This window comes from Paenibacillus sp. tmac-D7 (assembly GCF_006519665.1).
Taxonomy (GTDB): domain Bacteria; phylum Bacillota; class Bacilli; order Paenibacillales; family NBRC-103111; genus Paenibacillus_G; species Paenibacillus_G validus.
This window is the reverse complement of record NZ_VIDW01000007.1, coordinates 21,695-43,649: the sequence shown is the minus strand read 5'-3', so window position 1 is coordinate 43,649 and position 21,955 is coordinate 21,695. Positions and strand designations below refer to the sequence as shown.

General features: G+C 54.9%; 19 protein-coding genes and 1 tRNA gene. 2 read left to right on the top strand and 18 right to left on the bottom strand.

Features of this window, described 5'->3' with window-relative positions:
* Positions 1–4: 4 nt before the first annotated feature.
* From smpB to FKP33_RS07075, 10 genes are all read right to left on the bottom strand, one after another.
* Positions 5–484, bottom strand: a complete 480-nt coding sequence (smpB, locus tag FKP33_RS07120; protein WP_127610814.1) for an SsrA-binding protein SmpB — start codon at positions 482–484, stop codon at positions 5–7.
* A 94-nt stretch (positions 485–578) separates the two neighbouring features.
* Positions 579–2,948: a ribonuclease R gene (gene rnr, locus FKP33_RS07115; RefSeq protein ID WP_141334359.1), complete on the bottom strand. Its 2,370-nt coding sequence runs from the start codon at positions 2,946–2,948 to the stop codon at positions 579–581.
* 320 nt (positions 2,949–3,268) lie between these two features.
* On the bottom strand, positions 3,269–3,508 hold the full coding sequence (gene secG / locus FKP33_RS07110) for a preprotein translocase subunit SecG (RefSeq protein WP_054797504.1): 240 nt from the start codon (positions 3,506–3,508) through the stop codon (positions 3,269–3,271).
* 130 nt (positions 3,509–3,638) lie between these two features.
* Positions 3,639–4,349 (bottom strand): M50 family metallopeptidase, encoded by a 711-nt coding sequence (locus FKP33_RS07105; protein WP_141334358.1) that lies wholly within the window; start codon positions 4,347–4,349, stop codon positions 3,639–3,641.
* Positions 4,350–4,593: 244 nt separating this feature from the next.
* A complete protein-coding gene (eno, locus tag FKP33_RS07100; RefSeq protein WP_054797503.1) occupies positions 4,594–5,886 on the bottom strand; it encodes a phosphopyruvate hydratase in 1,293 nt (430 codons plus the stop codon).
* A 44-nt stretch (positions 5,887–5,930) separates the two neighbouring features.
* Positions 5,931–7,475, bottom strand: coding sequence for a 2,3-bisphosphoglycerate-independent phosphoglycerate mutase (gpmI, locus tag FKP33_RS07095; protein WP_127609151.1), 1,545 nt, complete (start codon positions 7,473–7,475; stop codon positions 5,931–5,933).
* Position 7,476: 1 nt separating this feature from the next.
* A complete protein-coding gene (tpiA, locus tag FKP33_RS07090) occupies positions 7,477–8,229 on the bottom strand; it encodes a triose-phosphate isomerase (protein ID WP_141334357.1) in 753 nt (250 codons plus the stop codon).
* Positions 8,230–8,286: 57 nt separating this feature from the next.
* Positions 8,287–9,471 carry a phosphoglycerate kinase gene (locus FKP33_RS07085; protein WP_141334356.1) on the bottom strand — a complete coding sequence of 395 codons (1,185 nt, stop codon included), beginning with the start codon at positions 9,469–9,471 and terminating at the stop codon, positions 8,287–8,289.
* A gap of 288 nt (positions 9,472–9,759) precedes the next feature.
* Complete coding sequence (gene gap / locus FKP33_RS07080) at positions 9,760–10,767, bottom strand: type I glyceraldehyde-3-phosphate dehydrogenase (protein ID WP_127609157.1); 1,008 nt, start codon at positions 10,765–10,767, stop codon at positions 9,760–9,762.
* Between the two features lie 60 nt (positions 10,768–10,827).
* A complete protein-coding gene (locus FKP33_RS07075; protein WP_127609159.1) occupies positions 10,828–11,856 on the bottom strand; it encodes a sugar-binding transcriptional regulator in 1,029 nt (342 codons plus the stop codon).
* Between the two features lie 243 nt (positions 11,857–12,099).
* Here FKP33_RS07075 and FKP33_RS07070 point away from each other — a divergent pair.
* Positions 12,100–12,174: transfer RNA gene (locus FKP33_RS07070), tRNA-Arg, on the top strand.
* 133 nt (positions 12,175–12,307) lie between these two features.
* On the top strand, positions 12,308–12,889 hold the full coding sequence (gene clpP / locus FKP33_RS07065; RefSeq protein ID WP_127609161.1) for an ATP-dependent Clp endopeptidase proteolytic subunit ClpP: 582 nt from the start codon (positions 12,308–12,310) through the stop codon (positions 12,887–12,889).
* Positions 12,890–12,968: 79 nt separating this feature from the next.
* Here clpP and FKP33_RS07060 read toward each other — a convergent pair whose 3' ends face one another.
* The 8 genes from FKP33_RS07060 to trxB form a co-directional block, all read right to left on the bottom strand.
* On the bottom strand, positions 12,969–13,781 hold the full coding sequence (locus FKP33_RS07060) for a hypothetical protein (protein ID WP_141334355.1): 813 nt from the start codon (positions 13,779–13,781) through the stop codon (positions 12,969–12,971).
* Between the two features lie 223 nt (positions 13,782–14,004).
* Positions 14,005–15,783, bottom strand: coding sequence for a copper amine oxidase N-terminal domain-containing protein (locus FKP33_RS07055; RefSeq protein WP_141334354.1), 1,779 nt, complete (start codon positions 15,781–15,783; stop codon positions 14,005–14,007).
* A 451-nt stretch (positions 15,784–16,234) separates the two neighbouring features.
* Complete coding sequence (locus FKP33_RS07050; RefSeq protein WP_010500412.1) at positions 16,235–16,504, bottom strand: HPr family phosphocarrier protein; 270 nt, start codon at positions 16,502–16,504, stop codon at positions 16,235–16,237.
* 225 nt (positions 16,505–16,729) lie between these two features.
* Positions 16,730–17,656, bottom strand: a complete 927-nt coding sequence (whiA, locus tag FKP33_RS07045) for a DNA-binding protein WhiA (RefSeq protein WP_127609167.1) — start codon at positions 17,654–17,656, stop codon at positions 16,730–16,732.
* A 5-nt stretch (positions 17,657–17,661) separates the two neighbouring features.
* Complete coding sequence (locus FKP33_RS07040; protein WP_054797500.1) at positions 17,662–18,651, bottom strand: gluconeogenesis factor YvcK family protein; 990 nt, start codon at positions 18,649–18,651, stop codon at positions 17,662–17,664.
* Positions 18,648–19,547, bottom strand: a complete 900-nt coding sequence (rapZ, locus tag FKP33_RS07035) for an RNase adapter RapZ (RefSeq protein ID WP_127609171.1) — start codon at positions 19,545–19,547, stop codon at positions 18,648–18,650. Before rapZ ends, FKP33_RS07040 begins: the two co-directional genes overlap by 4 nt.
* 295 nt (positions 19,548–19,842) lie before the next feature.
* Entirely contained in the window at positions 19,843–20,793 is a 951-nt protein-coding gene (locus tag FKP33_RS07030) for an ROK family glucokinase (RefSeq protein WP_127609173.1), read from the bottom strand.
* A gap of 190 nt (positions 20,794–20,983) precedes the next feature.
* Complete coding sequence (gene trxB / locus FKP33_RS07025) at positions 20,984–21,931, bottom strand: thioredoxin-disulfide reductase (RefSeq protein ID WP_054797499.1); 948 nt, start codon at positions 21,929–21,931, stop codon at positions 20,984–20,986.
* Positions 21,932–21,955: the final 24 nt, after the last annotated feature.

Genomic DNA, 21,955 nt, shown 5'->3' with positions numbered 1-21,955 from the left:
CCGCCTACCGTGCAACCTTCTGCTTCTCGCGAAGCGCACGTTGGATGTCGCGTTGGGCGTCTTTCTTCGCGGCGGTTTCCCGCTTGTCGAACTGCTTCTTCCCTCGGCCGAGGCCGATGAGCAGCTTGGCGTAGCCGTTGCGCACGTAGATCTTAAGCGGCACCAGCGCGTAGCCTTCCTGCTTGGCTAGACCGAGCAGCTTGCGAATCTCCGGTTTCTTCAGCAGCAGCTTGCGCGCCCTGGTCGGATCGCTCGGGTTGTGGCGGTTGCCTTGCTCGAAAGGGCTGATGTGCATGTTATGAATGAACGCTTCGCCATTCCGGATCAACGCGAACGCATCGCCGATATTGGCTTTACCGAGGCGGATCGACTTGATCTCGGTTCCGGTCAACACCAAACCGCATTCGTACGTATCCTCTATAAAATAATCATGCGACGCTTTCTTGTTCTGCGCCAGCACTTTCCCGTCCGCTTTCTTGCCCATTGTCGCAGCACCGCTCCTTCCCATCAAGACTCCAAACCAAACCAAGGGATGGAGTCCATTGTACCAAACTCCATCCCCGGAAATCAAGAGGCGCCTAGTGCTTCACGGTCTTTTTGCGCTTCTTCTTGGCGAAGCCGACGCCCGCGCCACCACCGGCGCCGAAGGCACTCGCGCCGCGCTTCCCGCTGCCGCTCTCCGCCGAGCGGCCCGTCGCCTCGAGCGCGCGCGTCTTCGCGGCGCCCGGCCCTTTGCCGCGGCCGCCCCGCTTGCCTTGGCGCACCGCTTTCAGCGCGTCAACGAGGCTCACCTTCTGCTGCCGCGGCTTCATGTCCACCATCTCGAAGTCGATGGTGCGTTCATCCATGTTCACACGCGACACACGCACCTTCACCTCATCGCCAAGGCGGAAAATCTTCGAGGTGCGCTCGCCGATCAGCGCGTGCTGGGCATCGTGGTAGTGGTAGTAGTCGTCCGTTAAGTCGGACAGACGGATAAGCCCTTCCACGGTATTGTCCAGCTCGATGAACATGCCGAAGCTGGTCACGCTGCTGATGATGCCGCCGAATTCCTCGCCGACCTTGTCGAGCATGAACTCGGCCTTCTTCAGCGACTCCGTCTCGCGTTCCGCATCTACGGCGACGCGCTCACGCTCCGACGACTGCCGCGCGATATCTTCCATCCGCGATGCCAAGTATTCGTGACGCTTGTCGCTGAGTACGCCGCCGCTCTCCAGCACCTCGCGAATGACGCGATGGATGATCAGGTCCGGGTACCGCCGGATCGGGGAAGTGAAGTGTGAATAAAACTCCGCCGCGAGGCCATAATGGCCCAGACTATTGGCATCATACTTCGCCTGCTTCATCGAACGAAGCATCACGGTGCTGATAACCGTCTCTTCCTTCGTACCCTTGATTTCCTCCAGCAGCGTCTGCAGCGCCCGCGGATGCACCGTATTGCCCTTGCCGCGCACCACATACCCGAAGTTCGTAATAAACTCCATGAAATGCGCCAGCTTCTCGCCGTCCGGGTCTTCGTGAATCCGGTACAAGAACGGCACCTTCATCCAGTAGAAATGCTCCGCCACCGTTTCATTCGCCGCCAGCATGAACTCCTCGATGATCATCTCGGCGATCGTACGGTCGCGCTTAATAATGTCGGTCGGCTTCCCGTTCTCGTCTACCAGGATTTTCGACTCTTGAAAATCAAAATCAATCGCGCCGCGCCGCATCCGCTTGGACCGAAGCTTCATCGCGAGCTCTTCCATCAGCCGGAAGTCGTCCATCAGGTAGCCGTACTTCTCGAGCAGCTCCGGTTCCGGAGCTTCTTCCGTAAGCAGCGTACGTACGTTCTTATACGTCATTCGCTCGCTGGTCTTGATCACACTCGTGAAAATATCATGCCGGACGACATTCGCATCCTGATCGAACTCCATCTCACAGGACATCGTCAGCCGGTCGACCTGCGGATTCAACGAGCAAATCCCGTTCGACAACCGGTGCGGCAGCATCGGAATGACCCGGTCCACCAAATACACACTGCAGCCGCGGTTGTACGCCTCCTGATCAAGCGCCGAGCCCTCGCGCACATAATAGCTCACATCGGCGATATGAACGCCCAGGACGTAGTTGCCGTTCGGCAAACGCTCGACGTTCACCGCATCGTCCAAGTCCTTGGCGTCTTCGCCGTCGATCGTAACAATCCGCTTGCCGCGCAGATCGCGCCGTCCCTGACTGCGGATCTCCTCCTCCGTAATCGACTCCGGTGCGGCGGCCGCTTCGTCCATCACATCGTCGGCGAACGATTCCGGCAAGCCGTGCTTCCGGATGATTGACAAAATATCAATGCCCGGATCATTCTTATGCCCCAAAATTTCAATGACTTCGCCCTGTGCCGCAGCGCGGCCTTCCGGGTACGACACGATCCGCACCACGACCTTGTGCCCGTCCATCGCTCCGTTAAACGCATCCTTCGGAATAAAAATATCCCGCACGACCCGCTTGTCGTCCGGTATGACGAAAGCATACTCTTCCAACGACTTAAACAAGCCGACAATTTGCGTATTGGCACGGCTGACTACGCGTACGACTTCGCCTTCCATACGACCGCCGGACGCGCTCTTCGAGTTGACGCGGACCAGAATAATGTCGCCGTTCATGGCGGTTCCCATATCATTGGCGTGAATGTACACATCCGGAAGCTCCCGGTCGTCCGGGATCAGAAATCCGAACCCTTTCGCATGCGCTTGCAGCTTGCCTCGCAGTAAATTCATCCGTTCCGGAATACCGTATCGATCGTTCCGGGTACGTAATATCAAGCCCTCATTTTCCAAATCGTTCAGCAGCTTCAAGAACTCTTTAAATGCCTGAGCATCCTCCAGTTCAAAATGCTGCTCCAACTCGTGGTACGTCATAGGCTTATAAGCCGTTTCTTTCATAAAATCGAGCAATGCTTCTCTTGTGATCATTGGCGCTCACTCCTATCTTCTCTTTCTAATTTATGTGGAGGAACCTGCCGCCCGCTTGTTCCCATGCCCGTATTGACCGAGTGTAAGTAAAAATCCCGAATGCATAGCCAACCCGTTCCCGCTCGTCGTCCAGCAGCAGTCCATGCGAGGATTCCGGGGAATAGGCGATCTGCCGGAAAGGCGAGGACATATGCTTATCTATGTAATCGGCGCTCCTCGGAACGACCAGCGTATCTTTCAAGCCTCCTCCGCTTCATTACCCGTCCGGAGAGAAAAAAAAACAGCAGGAGTAATATTCCCCTGCTGTCGTTGTTTTATGATTAAGCGGTTTTTACAAAGTACGCCACGATCAGAGACAAAACAAAGAAAACAACGGCCAACGCCATAGTCAAACGCTGCAAGAACAGCTCCAGACCGCGCGCCTTCTGTTTCCCGAACAAATGCTCCGCACCCCCGGAGATGGCACCGGATAATCCCGCGCTTTTGCCCGGCTGCAGCAATACGGCCGCGATTAATCCAATCGACGCAATCACCAAAATAATTTTCAGTGCAATTTCCATCTTCACACCTCCTACGAGCAGCAATCACAACTTGTCCGAAAATAGACAGCAAGCTTATTATACCACAAAAAAAATACGCTGACAAATCCAGTCCATACGGATGAGCAGCGTAACGGTATTTTTGTCAGGTTCAACGTTCGAACCGTTGCTGGATGCGAGGCTTCCCTTCGCGATGAGACGATCGTCCGCGGAGGAACAGCTTCAGCGCTTTGACCGCGCACCATAACGAGAAGACGGTAAACAGCACGGCCCAGCCGATCGCCGGGAACGGCGTCACCGCGCTCAAGTTGGAGGCGTCCCCTGCTCGCATCGGATCGTTCCACGCGTACATAATGAGCGAAAGCGGCCCGAAAACCGATTCCTCCAGCGTCAGGAACGCCAGCAGCAAGTAGTACAGATCCCGCAACCATCGCGGAGCGATAGCCAGCACGATCACGTTCAGAATGATGAACCCGATCAGCCACGAAATACCGGCCGGATTCCGAACGAACAGCACCAGAGACAGCACCGCAAGCAGTGTCATTACCTGCAGCCCGAGGCGCTCTTTATCCCGCGACCGGAGCCGGAACAACAATAGCGCAAACAGCGAAGCTGTCGCATACCCCGCGAGCGAGATCGGAATTAAGCTCCATCTGCTCGATACCTGCGAATACGTAACGCCGCTGTGGTTGGCGTACAGCTCAATGTACATCACCTTGCCGGACAGCGCCAGCGTGACGACAGCGTGACCGAATTCGTGGATCATGGTATCCAGATTGCGGAAAAAATCGCTGAAGGGAATCAAATGCGTAAGAAAGGCCGATACCACAAGAAACAGTACAGTCTTTATCAGATTACTCATAAGATTCCCTCCGGGGGTTGGTCAGGTGAACAAGGTTGAGGCTAGGCGTTGCCTCCTGTCGGCTGCGAGCAGCTGTATGCCCTCCGGCCTTTGTTAAAAACGGATGATTGGATTTGAAATAAGCTGCGGGTATCATCCGTTTTTAAAGGCGGCACGTAAACTCTCCGGTGCATACACTACTCTTCGCCTGACGGCAAAGCTCCAAGTCCAAAACCTCTTCTACCTGACAGTTTATTTATATATATTATTTGAAGTTTTTCAAGTTGTAGAACGCGGATTTGCCTGCGTATTGAGCGACATCGGCCAATTGATCCTCGATGCGGAGCAATTGGTTGTATTTCGCTACGCGGTCCGTACGGGAAGGCGCACCGGTTTTGATTTGGCCTGCGTTCGTCGCTGCCGCGATGTCGGCAATCGTGCTGTCTTCGCTTTCGCCGGAACGGTGGGAAATAACCGCCGTGTAGCCGGCGCGCTTCGCCATTTCGATCGCGTCGAACGTTTCGGTCAAGGAACCGATTTGGTTCACTTTGATCAGGATGGAGTTACCGATGCCTTTCTCAATACCTTGGGACAGACGCTCGGTGTTTGTCACGAACAGATCGTCGCCGACGAGCTGAACTTTGGAGCCCAGCTTCTCGGTCAGAAGCTTCCAGCCATCCCAGTCGTCTTCGGAGCAGCCGTCTTCGATCGTGATGATCGGGTATTTGTCGACCCAAGCAGCCAAGAAATCGACCCACTCGGCGGACGTGAAGGATTTGCCTTCGCCTTCGAGGTGGTATTTGCCGTCTTTAAAGAACTCGGTGGAAGCGACGTCCATGCCGAGGAATACGTCAACACCCGGCTTGTAGCCTGCGCGTTCGATCGCCGTGATGATCGTTTGAATCGCTTCTTCGTTCGAACCCAGGTTCGGAGCGAAGCCGCCTTCGTCGCCGACAGCAGTGTTCAGGCCTTTTTCTTTCAGAACCGATTTCAGGCTGTGGAAGATTTCAGCGCCTGTGCGAAGCGCTTCTTTAAACGTAGGAGCGCCTACCGGCAAGACCATGAACTCTTGCACGTCTACGTTGTTGTCGGCATGCGCGCCGCCGTTGATGATGTTCATCATCGGAACCGGGAGCGTCTTCGCGTTGAATCCGCCGAGGTAAACGTACAAAGGAATATCCAAAGCTTCGGCAGCTGCGCGGGCAACCGCCATCGATACCGCGAGGATCGCGTTCGCGCCCAGCTTGCCTTTGTTCGGAGTGCCGTCAAGCTGGATCATGCGCTGGTCGATGCCAACTTGGTCCAAAGCGTTCATGCCGATGATTTCCGGAGCGATGATGTCGTTCACGTTCTCAACGGCTTTCAGCACGCCTTTACCAAGGTAACGGGATTTGTCGCCGTCGCGAAGCTCTACAGCTTCGTAAGCGCCGGTAGAAGCGCCGGATGGAACGATTGCGCGGCCGCGCGCGCCGGACTCCAGATACACGTCCACTTCAACCGTCGGGTTACCGCGGGAGTCAAGCACTTCACGAGCGTACACATTAGAAATTACTGTCATGATTCTAAACACTCCTTATCATTTTTAATCAAGCTTCGGCGTCATTAAACACGCTGAGCAATCAGCGAAGTTCCGGTCATTTCCTCCGGCTTCGCTACGCCGAGAATCGCCAAGACCGTTGGGGCAATATCTGCCAAAATGCCATCGTTCCTTAGTGTAACATGACTATCCGTCACAATGAAAGGCACCGGATTCGTCGTGTGCGCCGTATTGCGCGAGCCGTCCGGATTCGTGACGACATCGGCGTTGCCGTGGTCGGCCGTAATCAGCGCAACGCCGCCTTTGGCGAGAATCGCTTCGACCACTTGACCGAGGCAATCGTCTGTCGCTTCGATCGCTTTCACCGTCGGCTCCAGCAGGCCCGAGTGCCCGACCATGTCCGGATTGGCAAAATTCAAGATGATGACATCCTGCCGCTCCGCTTCAATCTCGGCGACCGCTGCCGCCGCGACTTCGTAAGCGCTCATCTCCGGCTTCAGGTCGTAGGTGGCGACCGCCGGCGACTTGATCAGAATGCGGGTTTCCCCCGGAAGCTCGACATCCCGGCCGCCGCTGAAGAAGAACGTCACGTGCGGATACTTCTCCGTCTCGGCGATGCGAAGCTGCTTCAGGTTGTTCTGTACGAGCACTTCGCCGAGCGTATTGTCGAGATTTTTCGGCTTATACGCCACGTAACCGCCGACCGTCTCGCTGAACAGCGTCAAGCAGACGTAGTGCAGATCCGTCGGCGCTTTATCGCCGCGGTCGAAGCCGCGGAAATCGCTGTTGGTGAATACTTGCGACAATTGAATCGCCCGGTCCGGGCGGAAATTGAAGAACACCACCGCATCGCCGGATTCGACGAGTCCGACCGGCGTACCGTCCGGCTTCACGATGACCGTCGGCATGACGAATTCGTCGAACACCGAACGCTCGTACGATTCCGTGATCGCTCTCATCGGATCTTCATACTTCGGACCGTCGCCGTATACCATCGCACGGTACGACTTCTCTGTCCGCTCCCAGCGCTTGTCACGGTCCATCGCATAATAGCGGCCTTGTACGGTCGCGATGCGGCCGACGCCGAGCTCGGCGATTTTGGCAAGCAGCTGCTCCATGTACTTTGCGGCGCTGTCCGGGGCTACGTCGCGGCCGTCCAGAAACGCATGAATGTACACATCGTCCAGCTGCTCTTTCTTGCAGGCTTCGAGCAAAGCGAACAAGTGTGCGATATGGCTATGCACGCCGCCGTCGGAGAGCAAGCCGTAAAGATGCAGCTTCTTGCCGTTCTGCTTGGCGTGACGAATCGCGCCGAGAATCGTTTCATTATCGTAAAACTCGCCGTCGCGAATCGATTTGGAGATCCGGGTCAAATCCTGGTACACAATCCGTCCCGCGCCAATGTTCAAATGGCCGACTTCCGAGTTGCCCATCTGACCCTCGGGCAGGCCGACCGCTTCCCCGCACGCCGTCAAGGTCGTGTGCGGGAATTGGTTCCAATACCGATCGTAGTTCGGCTTCTTCGCTTGGGCAACAGCGTTGCCCTGCACGTCGCCGCGCAGGCCGAAGCCATCCAAAATAATGAGCGCTACCGGTTTCGGTCTGGCCATTTTACTTGGCCCCCTCAACCAGCGCGATGTAAGAGGCCGGCTCCAAGCTGGCGCCGCCCACGAGCGCACCGTCGATATCGGCTTCGCTCATGTACTCGGCGATGTTGTTCGGCTTCACGCTGCCGCCGTATTGAATCCGGACCGCTGCCGCCGTTTCCGCGCCGTACAGACCTTCGACCAGGCCGCGGATGTAACCGATCACGTCCTGCGCATCGGCCGCCGTAGAAGATTTGCCCGTTCCGATCGCCCAGATCGGCTCGTATGCGATCACGACTTGAGCTGCTTGCTCCGCGCTCAGACCGGCAAAAGCCGCTTCCGTTTGCACTTTGCACACGTCTTTCGTTTGACCGGCTTCGCGCTCTTCGAGCTTCTCGCCTACGCACACGATCGGCGTCAAGCCGTGCTTGAACGCGGCATGGACCTTCTTGTTCACCGTCTCGTCAGTTTCCGCGAAGTAAGCGCGGCGCTCGGAGTGCCCGATGATAACGTAATCTACGCCGAGGTCTTTCAGCATAACGCCGCTGATTTCGCCCGTGTAAGCGCCGTTGTCTTCAAAATGCAGGTTTTGTGCGCCGACTTTCAGCGTCGTGCCCTTCACGGCTTCGACCAACGCCGGAAGGTTCGTGAAGGGAGCGCAAATGACGCTCTCCACGCCGTCTACCTCCGCTTTGCCTTTAACCTCGTTAACGAATGCTACGGCTTCGCTTACCGTTTTGAACATTTTCCAGTTGCCTGCAATAATCGGTTTCCGCATCGATGTCCGAGCCCCTTTCCAAATTTGCCTTAAACAGCTTCATCTGCTTATCGTAAGCTATTCCTTATCGTTCAAAGCCACGACGCCCGGAAGCGCCTTGCCTTCCATAAACTCGAGGGATGCGCCGCCGCCGGTCGAGATATGATCCATCTTGTCAGCCAATTGGAACTTCTCGGCCGCCGCCGCCGAATCGCCGCCGCCGATAACGGTGTAAGCGCTCGTCGTCGCGCAAGCTTCCGCCACGGCACGCGTTCCGTGCGAGAACGGTTCGATTTCGAATACGCCCATCGGTCCGTTCCACACGACCAGCTTGGACTCGGCAATCACCTTGGCATATTTCTCGCGCGTTTTCGGCCCGATGTCGATGCCTTCCCAGTCCGCCGGAATTTCGCTGATCGATACGATTCGCGTGTTCGCTGTAGGGCTGAATTCGTCGGTGACCACGATGTCGTCCGGCAGCAGGAAGTTCACGCCTTTTTCCTTCGCTTTGTTGATGAAGCTGAGCGCCAGATCAATCTTCTCGTTATCGACGAGCGATTTGCCGATCTCGTTGCCTAGCGCCTTCAGGAACGTGTAGGACAAGCCGCCGCCGATAATGATGTTGTCGGCAATGTTCAGCAGATTGTTGATGACGTCGATCTTGTCTTTGACTTTCGCGCCTCCGACGATCGCAGTGAAAGGACGCTCCGGATTGTTCAACGCTTTCCCGAGCACATCGAGCTCCTTCTCCATCAGAAGGCCGGAAACGGCCGGCAAGTGATGCGCGATGCCTTCGGTCGAAGCATGAGCGCGGTGAGCAGCACCGAACGCGTCGTTCACATACAGGTCGGCCAGCTCCGCAAACGACTTGGCCAGCTCCGGATCGTTCTTCTCTTCACCGGAGTAGAAACGAACATTCTCAAGCAGCAGCACGTCGCCGTCGTTCAACGCTGCGACTTGCGCTTTGACCGCGTCGCCGATCGCTTCATCCGCTTTCAAAACCGGCTTGCCGAGCAGCTGGGACAAACGGGCGGCCGCCGGCGTTAAGCGCAGCTCCTCCACAACTTGTCCCTTCGGACGGCCCAAGTGGCTCGCCAGAATCACTTTCGCGCCGCGCTCGGTCAAATACTTGATGGTCGGCAAAGTTTCACGAATCCGCGTATCGTCGGTAATGTGGCCGTTCTCCAGCGGTACGTTGAAATCCACCCGCACAAATACCCGTTTTCCGCTAACTTCGACGTCACGCACGCTTTTCTTGTTCATTTCTCGTCGCCTCCCGATTGATTACTCGATATTCTTTCCCGCATTCTCTCTTTAATTTTCGCTCTCTATCCGAATTTTCCCTATCTGTTCACAAATTAGGCACATTTACCCGCACACAAAAATTGTGGTCATGATCTGCGTCTCGCCCGCACCTCCCGCTAGGGAACCCCGCGTTGGCCCGCTCCCGTGCAAGCCGATACCGGCTTGCCGGAAGCGGACAAATGCCGTCCCTGCGCTATTGGTCGAACTTGAGTTTCAGTTCATCACCACAATGGGTTTCAAGCGATCTTACAGACCTTTTTTCGCGATGAAGCTAACGAGATCCACGACGCGGTTGGAGTAGCCCCACTCGTTATCGTACCAGGAAACAACTTTCACCATGTTGTCGCCGACAACCATCGTGGACAAAGCATCGATTGTCGAGGAAGCAGGGTCGCCGTTGAAGTCGCTGGATACGAGCGGCTCTTCGGTGTAGTTCAAGATACCTTTCAGCGGGCCGTTAGCCGCTTCTCTCAAAGCTGCGTTAACTTCATCAACCGTTACGTTTTTGCTGACTTCAACTACGAGGTCCGTTACGGAAACGTTAGGTGTTGGCACGCGCATAGCCATACCGTTCAATTTGCCTTTCAGCTCAGGCAATACGAGGGAAACGGCTTTCGCTGCACCGGTCGTGGACGGAATGATATTCTCGGCAGCTGCACGTGCACGGCGCAAGTCTTTGTGCGGCAGGTCGAGCACGGATTGATCGTTCGTGTAGGAGTGAACCGTCGTCATCATCCCTTTTACGATACCGAACGTGTCGTTCAATACTTTCGCAAATGGCGCCAAGCAGTTCGTTGTGCAGGATGCGTTGGAGATAATCGTATGTGCAGCAGGATCGTATTTATCTTCGTTAACGCCAAGCACGATCGTGATGTCTTCGTTCGTAGCAGGTGCGGAGATGATAACTTTCTTCGCGCCGCCTTTCAAGTGAAGCTCGGCTTTCTCTTTAGCTGTGAAAATACCGGTGGATTCAACGACGATTTCAACGCCGTTAGCTCCCCATGGCAGGTTTTCCGGGTTGCGCTCGGCAAAGACTTTAACCGTTCTGCCGTTCACGATCAATGCGCCTTCCGTCGACTCCACCGTAGCGTCCAATTTGCCGTGCGTCGTGTCATATTTCAGCAAGTGAGCCAATGTTTTAACATCCGTCAAGTCGTTGATGGCTACGACTTCAACTTCAGGGTTATTCAGCGCTGCGCGGAACACGTTACGTCCGATACGTCCAAATCCGTTAATACCAATTTTCGTTGCCATGAGAAAGTTCCTCCTAAAATATGGTTTCTTTTTATATATGTCAAGACAGGTATAAACCCGTCAAGATGTCAAGCTTCTTACGATTTCAGCGGCGGCAGCCTCATCCGTAACGAGCACATCCTCGTGACCGTGGCGGAGAACGGCGACGATCGCCTCGCCCTTGCTCTTCCCGCCCGCGATGCCGATGACCGTATCCATCTCGTGAATGTCTTCGATGCGAAGACCTACCGTAGGCATCTTGTGCAAAATGCGGCCGCTGCGGTCGAAGTAGTAGCCGAATGCCTCCGCGAGCGCTCCTTCGCGCTGCAAACTGCTCGTCGTTTCCGGATCGACCTTCCGGCGTCTTGCCATGACCATAGCATCTCCCATGCCGTGTACGACCATCCTTGCCCGGCGGATGAACTGAATGATCTCGGCGATATGATCGTCCTGTATCAACGATTGGTAGGCCTCTTCATTCAAGTGGTCCGGCACGTGCAGCAGCCGGTATCGGGCGCCGGCCTTCTTGGCCATCGTAGCCGCCACCGTGTTGGCCTGCAGTTCCACGCTTTCGCCAAGTCCGCCTCGTGCGGGGACGAACCAGCAGCTCTTCATCGACGCCGTAGCATTCAACTGATCGGCCACCTGCGCCATCGTTGAGCCCCCCGTAACGGCGATGACTTCATCTTCTTTAACCAGCTTTCGCACCACCAAAGCGCCGGCGCGGCCCAGTTCCTTCTTCGCATGCGGCGAAACTTCCGAATCGCCCGGCACGATCACCACCTGCTTCAAGCCGAATCGGTCGCGAATGAGCTCTTCCCACTCCGTCAATCCGAATACGTCTTTGACCAGCGGCTCGATCTTCTCGAGCAGAACGCGGCCCGCATCGGTGATTCGCATCCCCGAAGCATCGATCTGAAGCAAGCCCTGTTCTTTGAGAAAATCGACTTCACCGCGCAGCACCCGCTCGGTCGATCCGATCGAAACCGCCAGCGTACGGCGTCCGACGACTCCCGAAATAAGAATGTGCTGCAGAATCGTGTACCGTTTTTTCATCGTTTCGAGCAGGTCGGGCAGAAGCTGCTTCTGAATATCCAGAATATCTCGCATGGCCTCGAATCTCACATCGCTCTCTGTTGGGACTCTTTTTGTCCCGGTGATACATTTTCAGTCCCACATGACCCAAAAAAAGAACTAAGCTTCTCACTTAGATGTTCCCATTATAATTCAATTTGATTCCACATTCAAGTAGATATCCGCCTAAAAAAGACATCAACTTTGACTTGCAATTCATTGGAGAATGTCTTATAATAACTTTTGCTGTCACTCTTTGTGACTTGCACAACATCATACGCGCCCGTGGTCCAATGGATATGACGTAGGCCTCCGGAGCCTGAGATTAAGGTTCGATTCCTTACGGGCGCGCCATCTATACTAACGACAATCAGCCCTAACTTCACGTGATGGCTGTTTTTTTTACTCTTTGTTTGACCTTTCTTGACCTTTGTTTGAATTTCCGCTATGATGGATATAGTTTAATTATAAAAGGAGGCTGCAGCACATGAGTTTTATTCCTATGGTTGTCGAACCGGATGCAAGAGGGGAACGCGCATATGACATTTATTCGCGCCTGCTTAAGGACCGGATTATTTTTCTCGGTAGCGGAATCAACGACGTTGTAGCCAATTCGATCATCGCGCAACTGCTTTTCCTGGCCGCACAAGACCCGGACAAAGACATTAGCCTGTATATCAACAGTCCCGGCGGCTCGATCACTTCGGGGATGGCGATTTATGACACGATGCAGTTCATTAAGCCGGACGTTTCGACGATCTGCGTCGGTATGGCCGCTTCGATGGGTGCATTCCTGCTGGCGGCAGGCGCCAAAGGCAAGCGCTATGCGCTGCCGAACAGCGAAGTCATGATCCACCAGCCGCTCGGCGGTGCGGAAGGCCAAGCGAGCGACATCGAAATTCGCGCGAAGCGCATTCTGAAGATGCGCGACAAGTTGAACACGATCCTTGCGGAGCGCACGGGACAATCGTTCGAGCGGATCGAGAAGGACACCGACCGCGACAACTTCATGTCCGCGGAAGAAGCGAAAAACTACGGCTTGATCGACAACGTCATCGAGCGGATCTAAACCAAACCTGTAACAGCCCTGACTCTACGGCTCTCCTGCCGCGGGGTCAGGGCTGTTGTCATATCGCCAGACGGCAGGGTTATTCCGACGCCGTAGTGAACGTGAACGTATGCGTACGCCGCCCTGCCTCTACGGTGATCTGCACACGCGCTCCGGGAGCAAAGCCGCCCTCCGGCCTGTAGCTCATACCGCCGCCGGAACCCGCGGTCTCTCCCGGGACCGGTGTATCCGGCGAATCTGCGTAACGAACGCGCATGCCCATGCTGTCGTGCCGGCCCTTCCACACAACCCGAACCTCGCTATCGCGGGGAACCTCCAAGCTTCCGTCCGCCGGAACCGTTTGCGCGATCCAATGCGAGCTTTGATAGCGGTCCCAGCCCCACCACCCCCCGATAACTGCCGCGAGTAGAGCGAAATAAATCGCACCCTCCCTCGCCCTCAGCCGCAGCTCCGGCTCCATCCGGCCGGTTAATGCATAGCCTGATACGACCGCCGTCATTAACGCCGTGACCGCCAGCCAGATGTGCAGCAGCATGCCAAGCCCGAACCCGATCCGTTCCCACGGCATCCAATGGCGTACGAAGCTGCCCCCGTACATCAGCCAGCTGAACAAGGCGGGCACCTGCCCCAAGACGACGAAAGCCATGCCGACGATACCAAGCAGCAGCAGGCCTCGTTTCACCGGAAGCGAGCCCAGTCGGTACATCCGCGTACAGACTCCGACGACAAGCCCGCCGATGACGGCGAAGAACCCCCACCTTCCGATTTCTTCCTCGCGGATGCCGCCCAAGATATACCAGGGAACATAAGGTATAAACAGCGTGCCTATTGCAAATAAGCTCCAACCTGTCACTCTCATCCAATTTTCCGGAGCATGCCGTCCGATTCCCATGTTACCTGCGCCTCCTACTTGGTTTCCAAAAATTTACCTGCTCGTTTTCTATAACGGTTCAGGAGACGCGAAGGTTACGCGGGATCGAATAACGTTTCGATGACGGTTGACTGACGGCGGACATCAAGACGCGCTCACTCCATCGTGCTTAAGGCTTCGGGCATCCCGCCATTCGCACAAAAAAACCTCCCGATTCCGCTAAAGAACCGGGAGGCTTCGTTCGTTACTTGGTTTCACGCTCGTCGAGCGGGTAGAAGATTAAATCGATGGGGAACGCCGAACCGGCCGGCGGGCTGAACTCGATATCGAGCGCTTCTTCCGTCCCCGTCGTTTTAGCCAGAATCTGCATGCCGTCAAACGCCGTGATGACGCCGGATTCCGGCACAAGGCGAATTTCGCCGTTGATTTTGAACGGACCTTTAAAGACACCGCCCTTTGGCAAAATCATAACCGCCATTTTGCGCGGCTTATCGGCGTGAATTTTATACACAACCCCATAATTGCCGTCGTTGTTCACCTGCTGCATCCGAATCGTATCGTAGCCCGGCTGGAACGGATCGATCTTCCCGTCCCCGACGATCAGCCTCGACGGGCTCGTGAAGGTGGTCGCGTCGATGTTCCACTGCACCTCGGACACCGGGAACGAGCCGCGCACGTGTCCGTTGAACGGAAGCAGCGGTAACGTCAGCGAGTTTTGCGAGATCTGGCTGGAGGCGATGAACGAAAACTGCACCAGTCCGTCCGTTTCGACGTCATAGAACAGGTTCACGCCTTGCCCCGGATAGAAGTCCGGCATTTGTTTATAGACGAACGTTTGATTCGGCGGAATCGTCAGCTTCTCGTTCAGCGGGTCGCCGAGCAGGAAGTCGACAGTCGCTTCGTTTCCGATCAGGTTCGCATATACGGAAGGCCATACTTCGCCTTTGTTCGTCGTTCTGACGGTGACCGGCTTATCCGTCATATTTTTGGCGAGTATCGCCATCGTCACTTTTTCGTTCGTACCGTTAATATGGTCTGCGTACAGGCGACCCTTGCCTTCGATCGTATCCTGATACAAAATCCCTTGCTGCTCGAACGTCTCGGGACTGTCGCTGACAAGCAGCTTGCGCGATTTGTCTTCCGTCACTTGCTTCGGCAGCTCCGGCAGCTCGTGGAAATTGCTCCACAGTACGGACCAGTTCGTCTTGATGAACGAGCCTACCGGGCTGCGGTAAATCGGATACTCCACCTCATTCAGATAGGTCTCCTTGCCGATAACCAGATAGCGCGTGTAGGGCTCGCTCCGGTTCCCATGAATGTCCTCTACCGTCAAGGTCACCGGATAGGTGCCCGGCGTGAAGATCGCTTCCTGGCGGCCCTTCCAGTCGAACTTCGCAATGCCCTCGGCATCGGGATCGTAGCTCAAATCGACGTATTTGATCGGCTCTCCGATCTTGTAGACCGACTTGCCGAAGCTGAACTTGGCTACCGGCTTGGAGTTGCCGGTATCCGGGATATAGATGCCTTGCGGCGTCTTCACATATAACACTTCGACGCGTTTAAGCTCGTCGTTGTATGTATAACGGGCGCCCATGTAATCCGCCAGCCAAGTGAGTTTGACCATCAAGCGGCCGTTTACGATCGCCGCCGCGTCCTCAAAGCGCATCCAATAACCGTTGATCCAGACGGATTTGTTATCGCTGTCGAGCAAAATTTGCGCGTTCGGCGTCTCCATCTCGATCATCCGCGTCTGCTCGTTCCATTCGACTTTCATGCCGAACGCATCGCCCAGAAATTTCGCCGGAACGAACATTTTATCCTTGATAATCGTTGCCGGGGCGTCGAGTGTGACCTGCTCCCCGTTCAAGAACGCTTCCGCTTTATTTAAGTACAGCAGCACGTACGTCGTCCCTGACGATACCGAAGATTCCTTCTTGTCAGCAGCCGATGCGCTGAAGCCAAACGTCCCGAGCAATAGTGTGAAAACCAGCAATAAGGCCAGTTCCTGTTTCATACGTCTCATGTGTTGTTTCTTCTCCTCTTCTGTCTGTTTCAGGATACCAATATACGACGACAATTTAGACGATAGCTGCCTATAAAAGGTTGCGCCCCATTTGCCGCGTGTTTCGAGTATTAGTCGCCGTTTAGCCAGATGTTCATGAAATGTACAATTTTAAACATACAAAAGCCTCGACTCCCCTCCAGGAAATCGAGGCCTCCCGTTCATGTTTTCCCACTACGCGACCACGAGCACAAATGCCACCAATTACGCCGCGAGCGAAATTTCCGCTAACGATCCTGCCTCGCTTTACCGGTCTGCCGCAGGCACGAAAATTGCAAGCGCATTCATCTCTGTCGTTCGCTTCCAGCAATCTGTTCTATCTGAAACAGACTGCCGTGATTCGCGAATACCGATACCATTACCGCAATCCCCGGAAGGGAAGAAGCTTCCTCCCGGAAGCTTGCGACTCTGCTTATTGGTTCTCCAATTCCTCTTTGCTGACCAAGGTGACTAAAGCGTTTACAGCCTGCTCTGCGTCCGAACCTTCGGCACTTATGTGAACTTCGGTCCCTGTGCTGATGGCCAAGCTCATAATCCCCATGATGCTTTTGGCATTCACTTTCTTCTCGTCCTTCTCCACGAAAATCTCGGAAGAGAACTTGTTTGCTTCCTGTACGAAAAGTGCCGCCGGTCTGGCATGAAGGCCTGTTTTCAACTTAACGACTACTGGGCGTCTCGACATGCAACCAATACCCCCTACTTTTATTAGCTCATCCATGAAGGGCAAATCACCCTATAGATAAATTTTATTTTTACAAATTGCAACGGTAGACTGACTTGCTTACAGCGGTAAACAGCTGTAATCGCAAAAATGCGATTTTTCAACTAGTATAGCATTTTTCGGCGTTCTGCACTAGAATTTTTGATGATTTCCACAAAAAATCTATATTTGAACCGGCTAAAGTTCTTATTTTCGCAACTTCTCCGCCATCTCGTCGATCTTCCGCAACCGATGGTTGACACCCGATTTGCTTACATGGCCTTTCAGCATATCGCCGACTTCCTTCAAATTCATGTCAGGATGCTTCAAGCGGATCTCGGCCACTTCGCGCAGCTTCTCCGGCAAGTTCTCAAGCCCGACTTCCTTCTGCAGCAGCCGGATGTTATCGATCTGCCTGACTGCAGCGCCGATGGTCTTGTTTAAATTCGCCGTTTCGCAGTTAACCAGCCGATTAACCGAATTGCGCATGTCTTTCATGATGCGGACGTCCTCGAAGCGCAGCAGCGCTTGATGCGCGCCGATCAGACTTAAGAACTCAATAATCTTCTCGCCTTCCTTGATGTACAAGACGAAACCTTTCTTCCGTTCGATACAGCGGGCGTTCAGGTCGAATTCGTTGGCCAGCTTGCAGATCGCTTTGCAATGCTCCTCGTACATCGAGTAAATCTCCAGATGGTACGACGAGCCTTCCGGGTTGTTTACCGAGCCTCCGGCCAGGAACGCTCCGCGCAAGTATGCGCGCTTACAGCAGCTCCGTTTAATGATGCCCGGTTCGATGCCGTCCGTAAAGTGGAATCCTTCGGAGACGATGTACAGCTCCTTGAGGATATCCTGTACTTGTACCGGTACGCGCACGATATATACGTTGTTTTTTTTCAACCGCATCTTTTTCCGTACAAGCAGCTCAGTGTGCACATGAAACGTTTTTTTGAGCAGCGAATAAATTCTTCTGGCAATCGCGGCGTTTTCCGTCGAGATGTCCAGCACGATTTTTTGGCTTGTCAGCTGTACGGTACCGTTCATGCGAATCAGTGCGGATAACTCAGCCCGTTCGCAGCAGCGGTCGGACTCCATGAGCGTTAGCTCTTTTTTCGTTTGTGCGGCGAAGGACACAGAAATCACCTCTTCTTGAACATCCAGCTTTCCACCAGTTGATAAATGTGCTGACTTAACCTCTCGGCATCATGACGCAAATACGTGCGGAACAAAACAAGCTTGTCGGCGATGATCTTGTACCCTTGCTTGGTTACCTCGTCCAGATCGAGACGAACGACCCTGGCGCCCTGCTCCGCATATCTCGCCTGCACCTGCTCGGGAATTTCGCCGTTGTTGACAATGACGTAATCGAACAAATCTTCGCCGACATGGTCGCGAACCGCCTTTAGATGATCGCTCACTTTGTAATCGTCCGTCTCTCCGGGCTGCGTCATCACATTGCAGATGAACATCTTCAGCGCCTTCGATTCCACAATCGTCTTCGTAATTTCCGGTACGAGTAAATTCGGCAAAATGCTCGTATACAAGCTGCCGGGGCCGACAAGGATGGCATCCGCCTCCCGAAGCGCTTCCAACGCCTCCGGCAAAGCTCGCGCGTCCTTCGGTTCGATGGAAACGCGGCGAATTACGCCCCCGGCTTTCGGAATCTTCGATTCGCCTTCGATGATGCTGCCGTCTTCCATCTCCGCCCGCAGCACCAGCGCCTGGTCCGAGGATGGAAGCACGCGGCCGCGCACGGCCAGCACGCGGCTCAGCTCCCGCACGCCGGTCACGAAGTCGCCCGTAATATCGCGCATCGCTGCCAGCATTAGGTTGCCCAAGCTGTGGCCTGCCAATCCATTGCCTTTATCAAATCGATATTCCAGCAGCTGGCCCAGCAGCGGCTCTACGTCCGCAAGCGCCGTCAGCACGTTGCGGATATCGCCGGGAGGAATGATCTCCAGCTCCGAACGCAAAATGCCGGAGCTACCGCCGTCGTCCGCCACGGTAACGACCGCCGTAATGTCGATCGGCTTCTGCTTCAACCCGCGCAGCATCACCGACAGTCCGGTGCCCCCGCCAAGCACAACGATTCGCGGTAAATAGGCTGCGCTCTCCCGATCAGAGCTCATTGTTTCACCTCAACCCGATCTCGCTCGGAATCCCGGTGGCTCACACGGACAATCTCCGTCTCGCCGTTAGCCATCACCTTGCCGAGATATTCGGCGATCGCTACCGAACGGTGCTTGCCTCCGGTGCAGCCGATACCGATAACGACTTGGCTCTTTCCTTCTTTTTTGTACTGCGGCACCAAAAAATGAAGCATATCGAGCAGCTTCGTCAAAAAATCCTGAGTCTCGTTCCATTTCATCACGTATTCATATACGTCCGGGTCTTGGCCGGTATTAGGGCGAAGGTGATCGATATAATGCGGATTCGGTAAAAAGCGCACATCAAAGATCAAATCGGCGTCGATCGGAATGCCGTACTTAAAGCCGAATGAGATCACATTGATGGAGATGATGCCCGTCTCGAGGTTCGTAAACCTGGATACAATACGTTCTTTAAGCTGCACCGGTTTCAAGCTGCTCGTATCGATGACTTGCGTGGCAAGTCCCTTCAGCTCCTCCAGCAGCTTCCGCTCTTGGTGAATCCCTTCAAGCGGAGCTCCGTTCGGCGCAAGCGGATGCTTCCGCCGGCTTTCCTTGTAACGCTGAACAAGTGCGGAATCGGTCGCATCCAGAAATAAGATTTCGTACGTTAACGTGTAATTCTCGTTCAAGTAGCGCAGCGACTCGGACAACGAATCGAAAAATTCGCGGCCGCGCAAGTCGATCACGAGCGCCACTTTGCCGATGCGGCCCTTCGATTGCTCGATCAGTTCGGCAAATTTCGGGATGAGCACCGGAGGCAGGTTATCTACGCAAAAGAAGCCCAAATCCTCCAAGCTCTGCACGGCGATCGTTTTGCCCGCGCCCGACATGCCGGTAATGATGACCAGCTTGCCTAGGCTTTGCATTTCTTCCATGGGGACTGTAGCACTCCTTTGTTAGGCTCGGAGTTGCTGCGTGGAGGCGAGACAAGCTACCTTTGCGATAGGTTTCCGCGTCCGGAGAAACTCCCTCCAAGCTCAGTTAAAATTCGGTTTCTAAAGAACAAAAGCAGCAGGGTAAAGACCGAATTTTAAAGTAGCCACGTAAACTTTCCGGGTGTTTCTCCTCCCGATCACGAATCGCAGCTAGTTAACAGCCGCCGCTCGCAGCAATCCTCGCTATAGTATATGAAAGGTTCGCGCTTTGACCTGCGAACCTTGCTTTCAAAAATTAGCCGCGCAGGTTCAAACCTGCGGCGCCAACGATACCGGCGTCGTTGCCGAGGATGGCCGGCACGATGTCCACGCCCTCTTGCGCTGTTTCCTGCGTGCACTCGCGGTAATATTTGCGGATCGCATCGAACAGAATGTCGCCGGCTTTGGACACGCCCCCGCCTACGACGAAACGCTGCGGGTTGATCACGACAGACACGGTGGCCATCGATTTGCCGAGGTACATAGCGGCGCGGTTGATAATGCGAAGCGCCGTCTCATCGCCGGTTTTCGCAGCATCGAACACGTCCTTGGCCATAATGTTCTCCACGAGCGCAAGCGAGGTATGCTCCCCGCGCTCTACGGCCTCTTTCCCCATACGGATGATGCCCGTCGCCGAAGATACGGTTTCGAGACAGCCCTTCTTGCCGCAGCCGCAATCGATCGCTTCGAGATCCGGCACGATGATCATATGACCGAGCTCACCGGCCATACCGTTCGAGCCTTGATAGATGCGGCCGTTGATAATGATTCCGCCGCCTACGCCCGTTCCAAGCGTGTAGCATACGATATTCGCGATGCCTCTGCCCGCGCCGGCCCAAGCTTCGCCAAGAGCGGCCACGTTCGCGTCGTTATCGATTTTGACCGGTTTGCCGAGCTTCTCTTCAAGAATTTTTTTGACCGGCACATTCCGCCAACCCAGGTTGGGAGATAGCTTGACAAAGCCTTCCGGGATATCCAGAAACCCCGCGATCCCGGCACCGATTCCGGCCACTTGATCCCATGTATATGCGGATTCCGTTACAAGTTTACGCGCATACTGCGCAATATTTTCCAGCACTACATCGGGGCCGTGCTCGGTTCCGGTCGGCCCTTCGTCCGTTTGCAGCAGATTGCCCTGTTCGTCGCACAAACCTACCTTAATCGCGGTGCCTCCCAAATCGACTCCCAAATACACTTGATCGCCCATACCCGTCTTCTCACCTCATAAATAATCGCATCGTCTAACTTTGTATGTGTTCGAGCTTTATGGTCTTGTCCAGCCGCTCAGGATGAGCGCTCCATGTTCCAACTATAAGGCAACCCACCCGGGAGGTCAAGAAGAGTCCACGGGAAAAAACGTGGAACAAGTTTGTTCCACGCTTTATGCAGACGGCCTTTTAGAGCGTTTGGCTCCAGTCGTGCACCATGTGTCCTTCCAGAAACTTCTCACAATCGAGCGCGGCCATACATCCGCTTCCCGCCGCGGTAATCGCTTGACGGTATTTGCTGTCCTGCACGTCGCCGCACGCGAACACGCCTTCAACGTTCGTCATCGAAGTGCCGGGCTTGACCAAGATGTAGCCGACCTCATCCGTAACGATTTGACCTTCAAGGAAATCCGTGTTCGGCTTATGGCCGATCGCGACGAAAATGCCGTCCGTCTCAATGATTTCTTCCTGGCCGGTCTCGTTGTTTTTCACTTTCAACCCGGTAACGCCCTTGTCGCCCGACACGACTTCAAGCGGAGTCCGGTTCAAGCTCCACGAGATCTTCGAATTCTCGCGCGCGCGGTCCTGCATGATCTTCGAAGCGCGCAGCTCTGCTCTGCGATGCACCAGCGTCACTTGCGTAGCGAAGCGCGTCAGGAAATTCGCTTCTTCCATCGCCGAATCGCCGCCGCCGACCACGACGATTTTCTTCCCGCGGAAGAAGAATCCGTCGCATGTGGCACATGTGCTGACGCCGCGGCCCATGCTTTCCTTCTCGTTCTTAATGCCGAGCAGCTTCGCCGAAGCGCCCGTCGAGATAATCAGCGATTCCGCTTCAATATCGCCCAAGCCCTCGACGTTAAGCTTAAACGGACGTTTCGACAGATCGACCTTGTTGACCCAGCCGGTCTTGAATTCTGCGCCGAAACGTTCGGCCTGCTTGCGCATATTATCCATTAATTCCGGCCCCATAATGCCTTCGGGAAAACCCGGGAAGTTCTCGACCTCCGTCGTCGTGGTCAATTGACCGCCGGGTTCAGGACCTTCGATGACGAGCGGGTTCAGATTCGCGCGCGCCAAGTAGATAGCTGCCGTTAAACCGGCCGGGCCGGTTCCGATTACGATTGATTTGTACATAGAAGGTGTCCTCCCTACAGATCC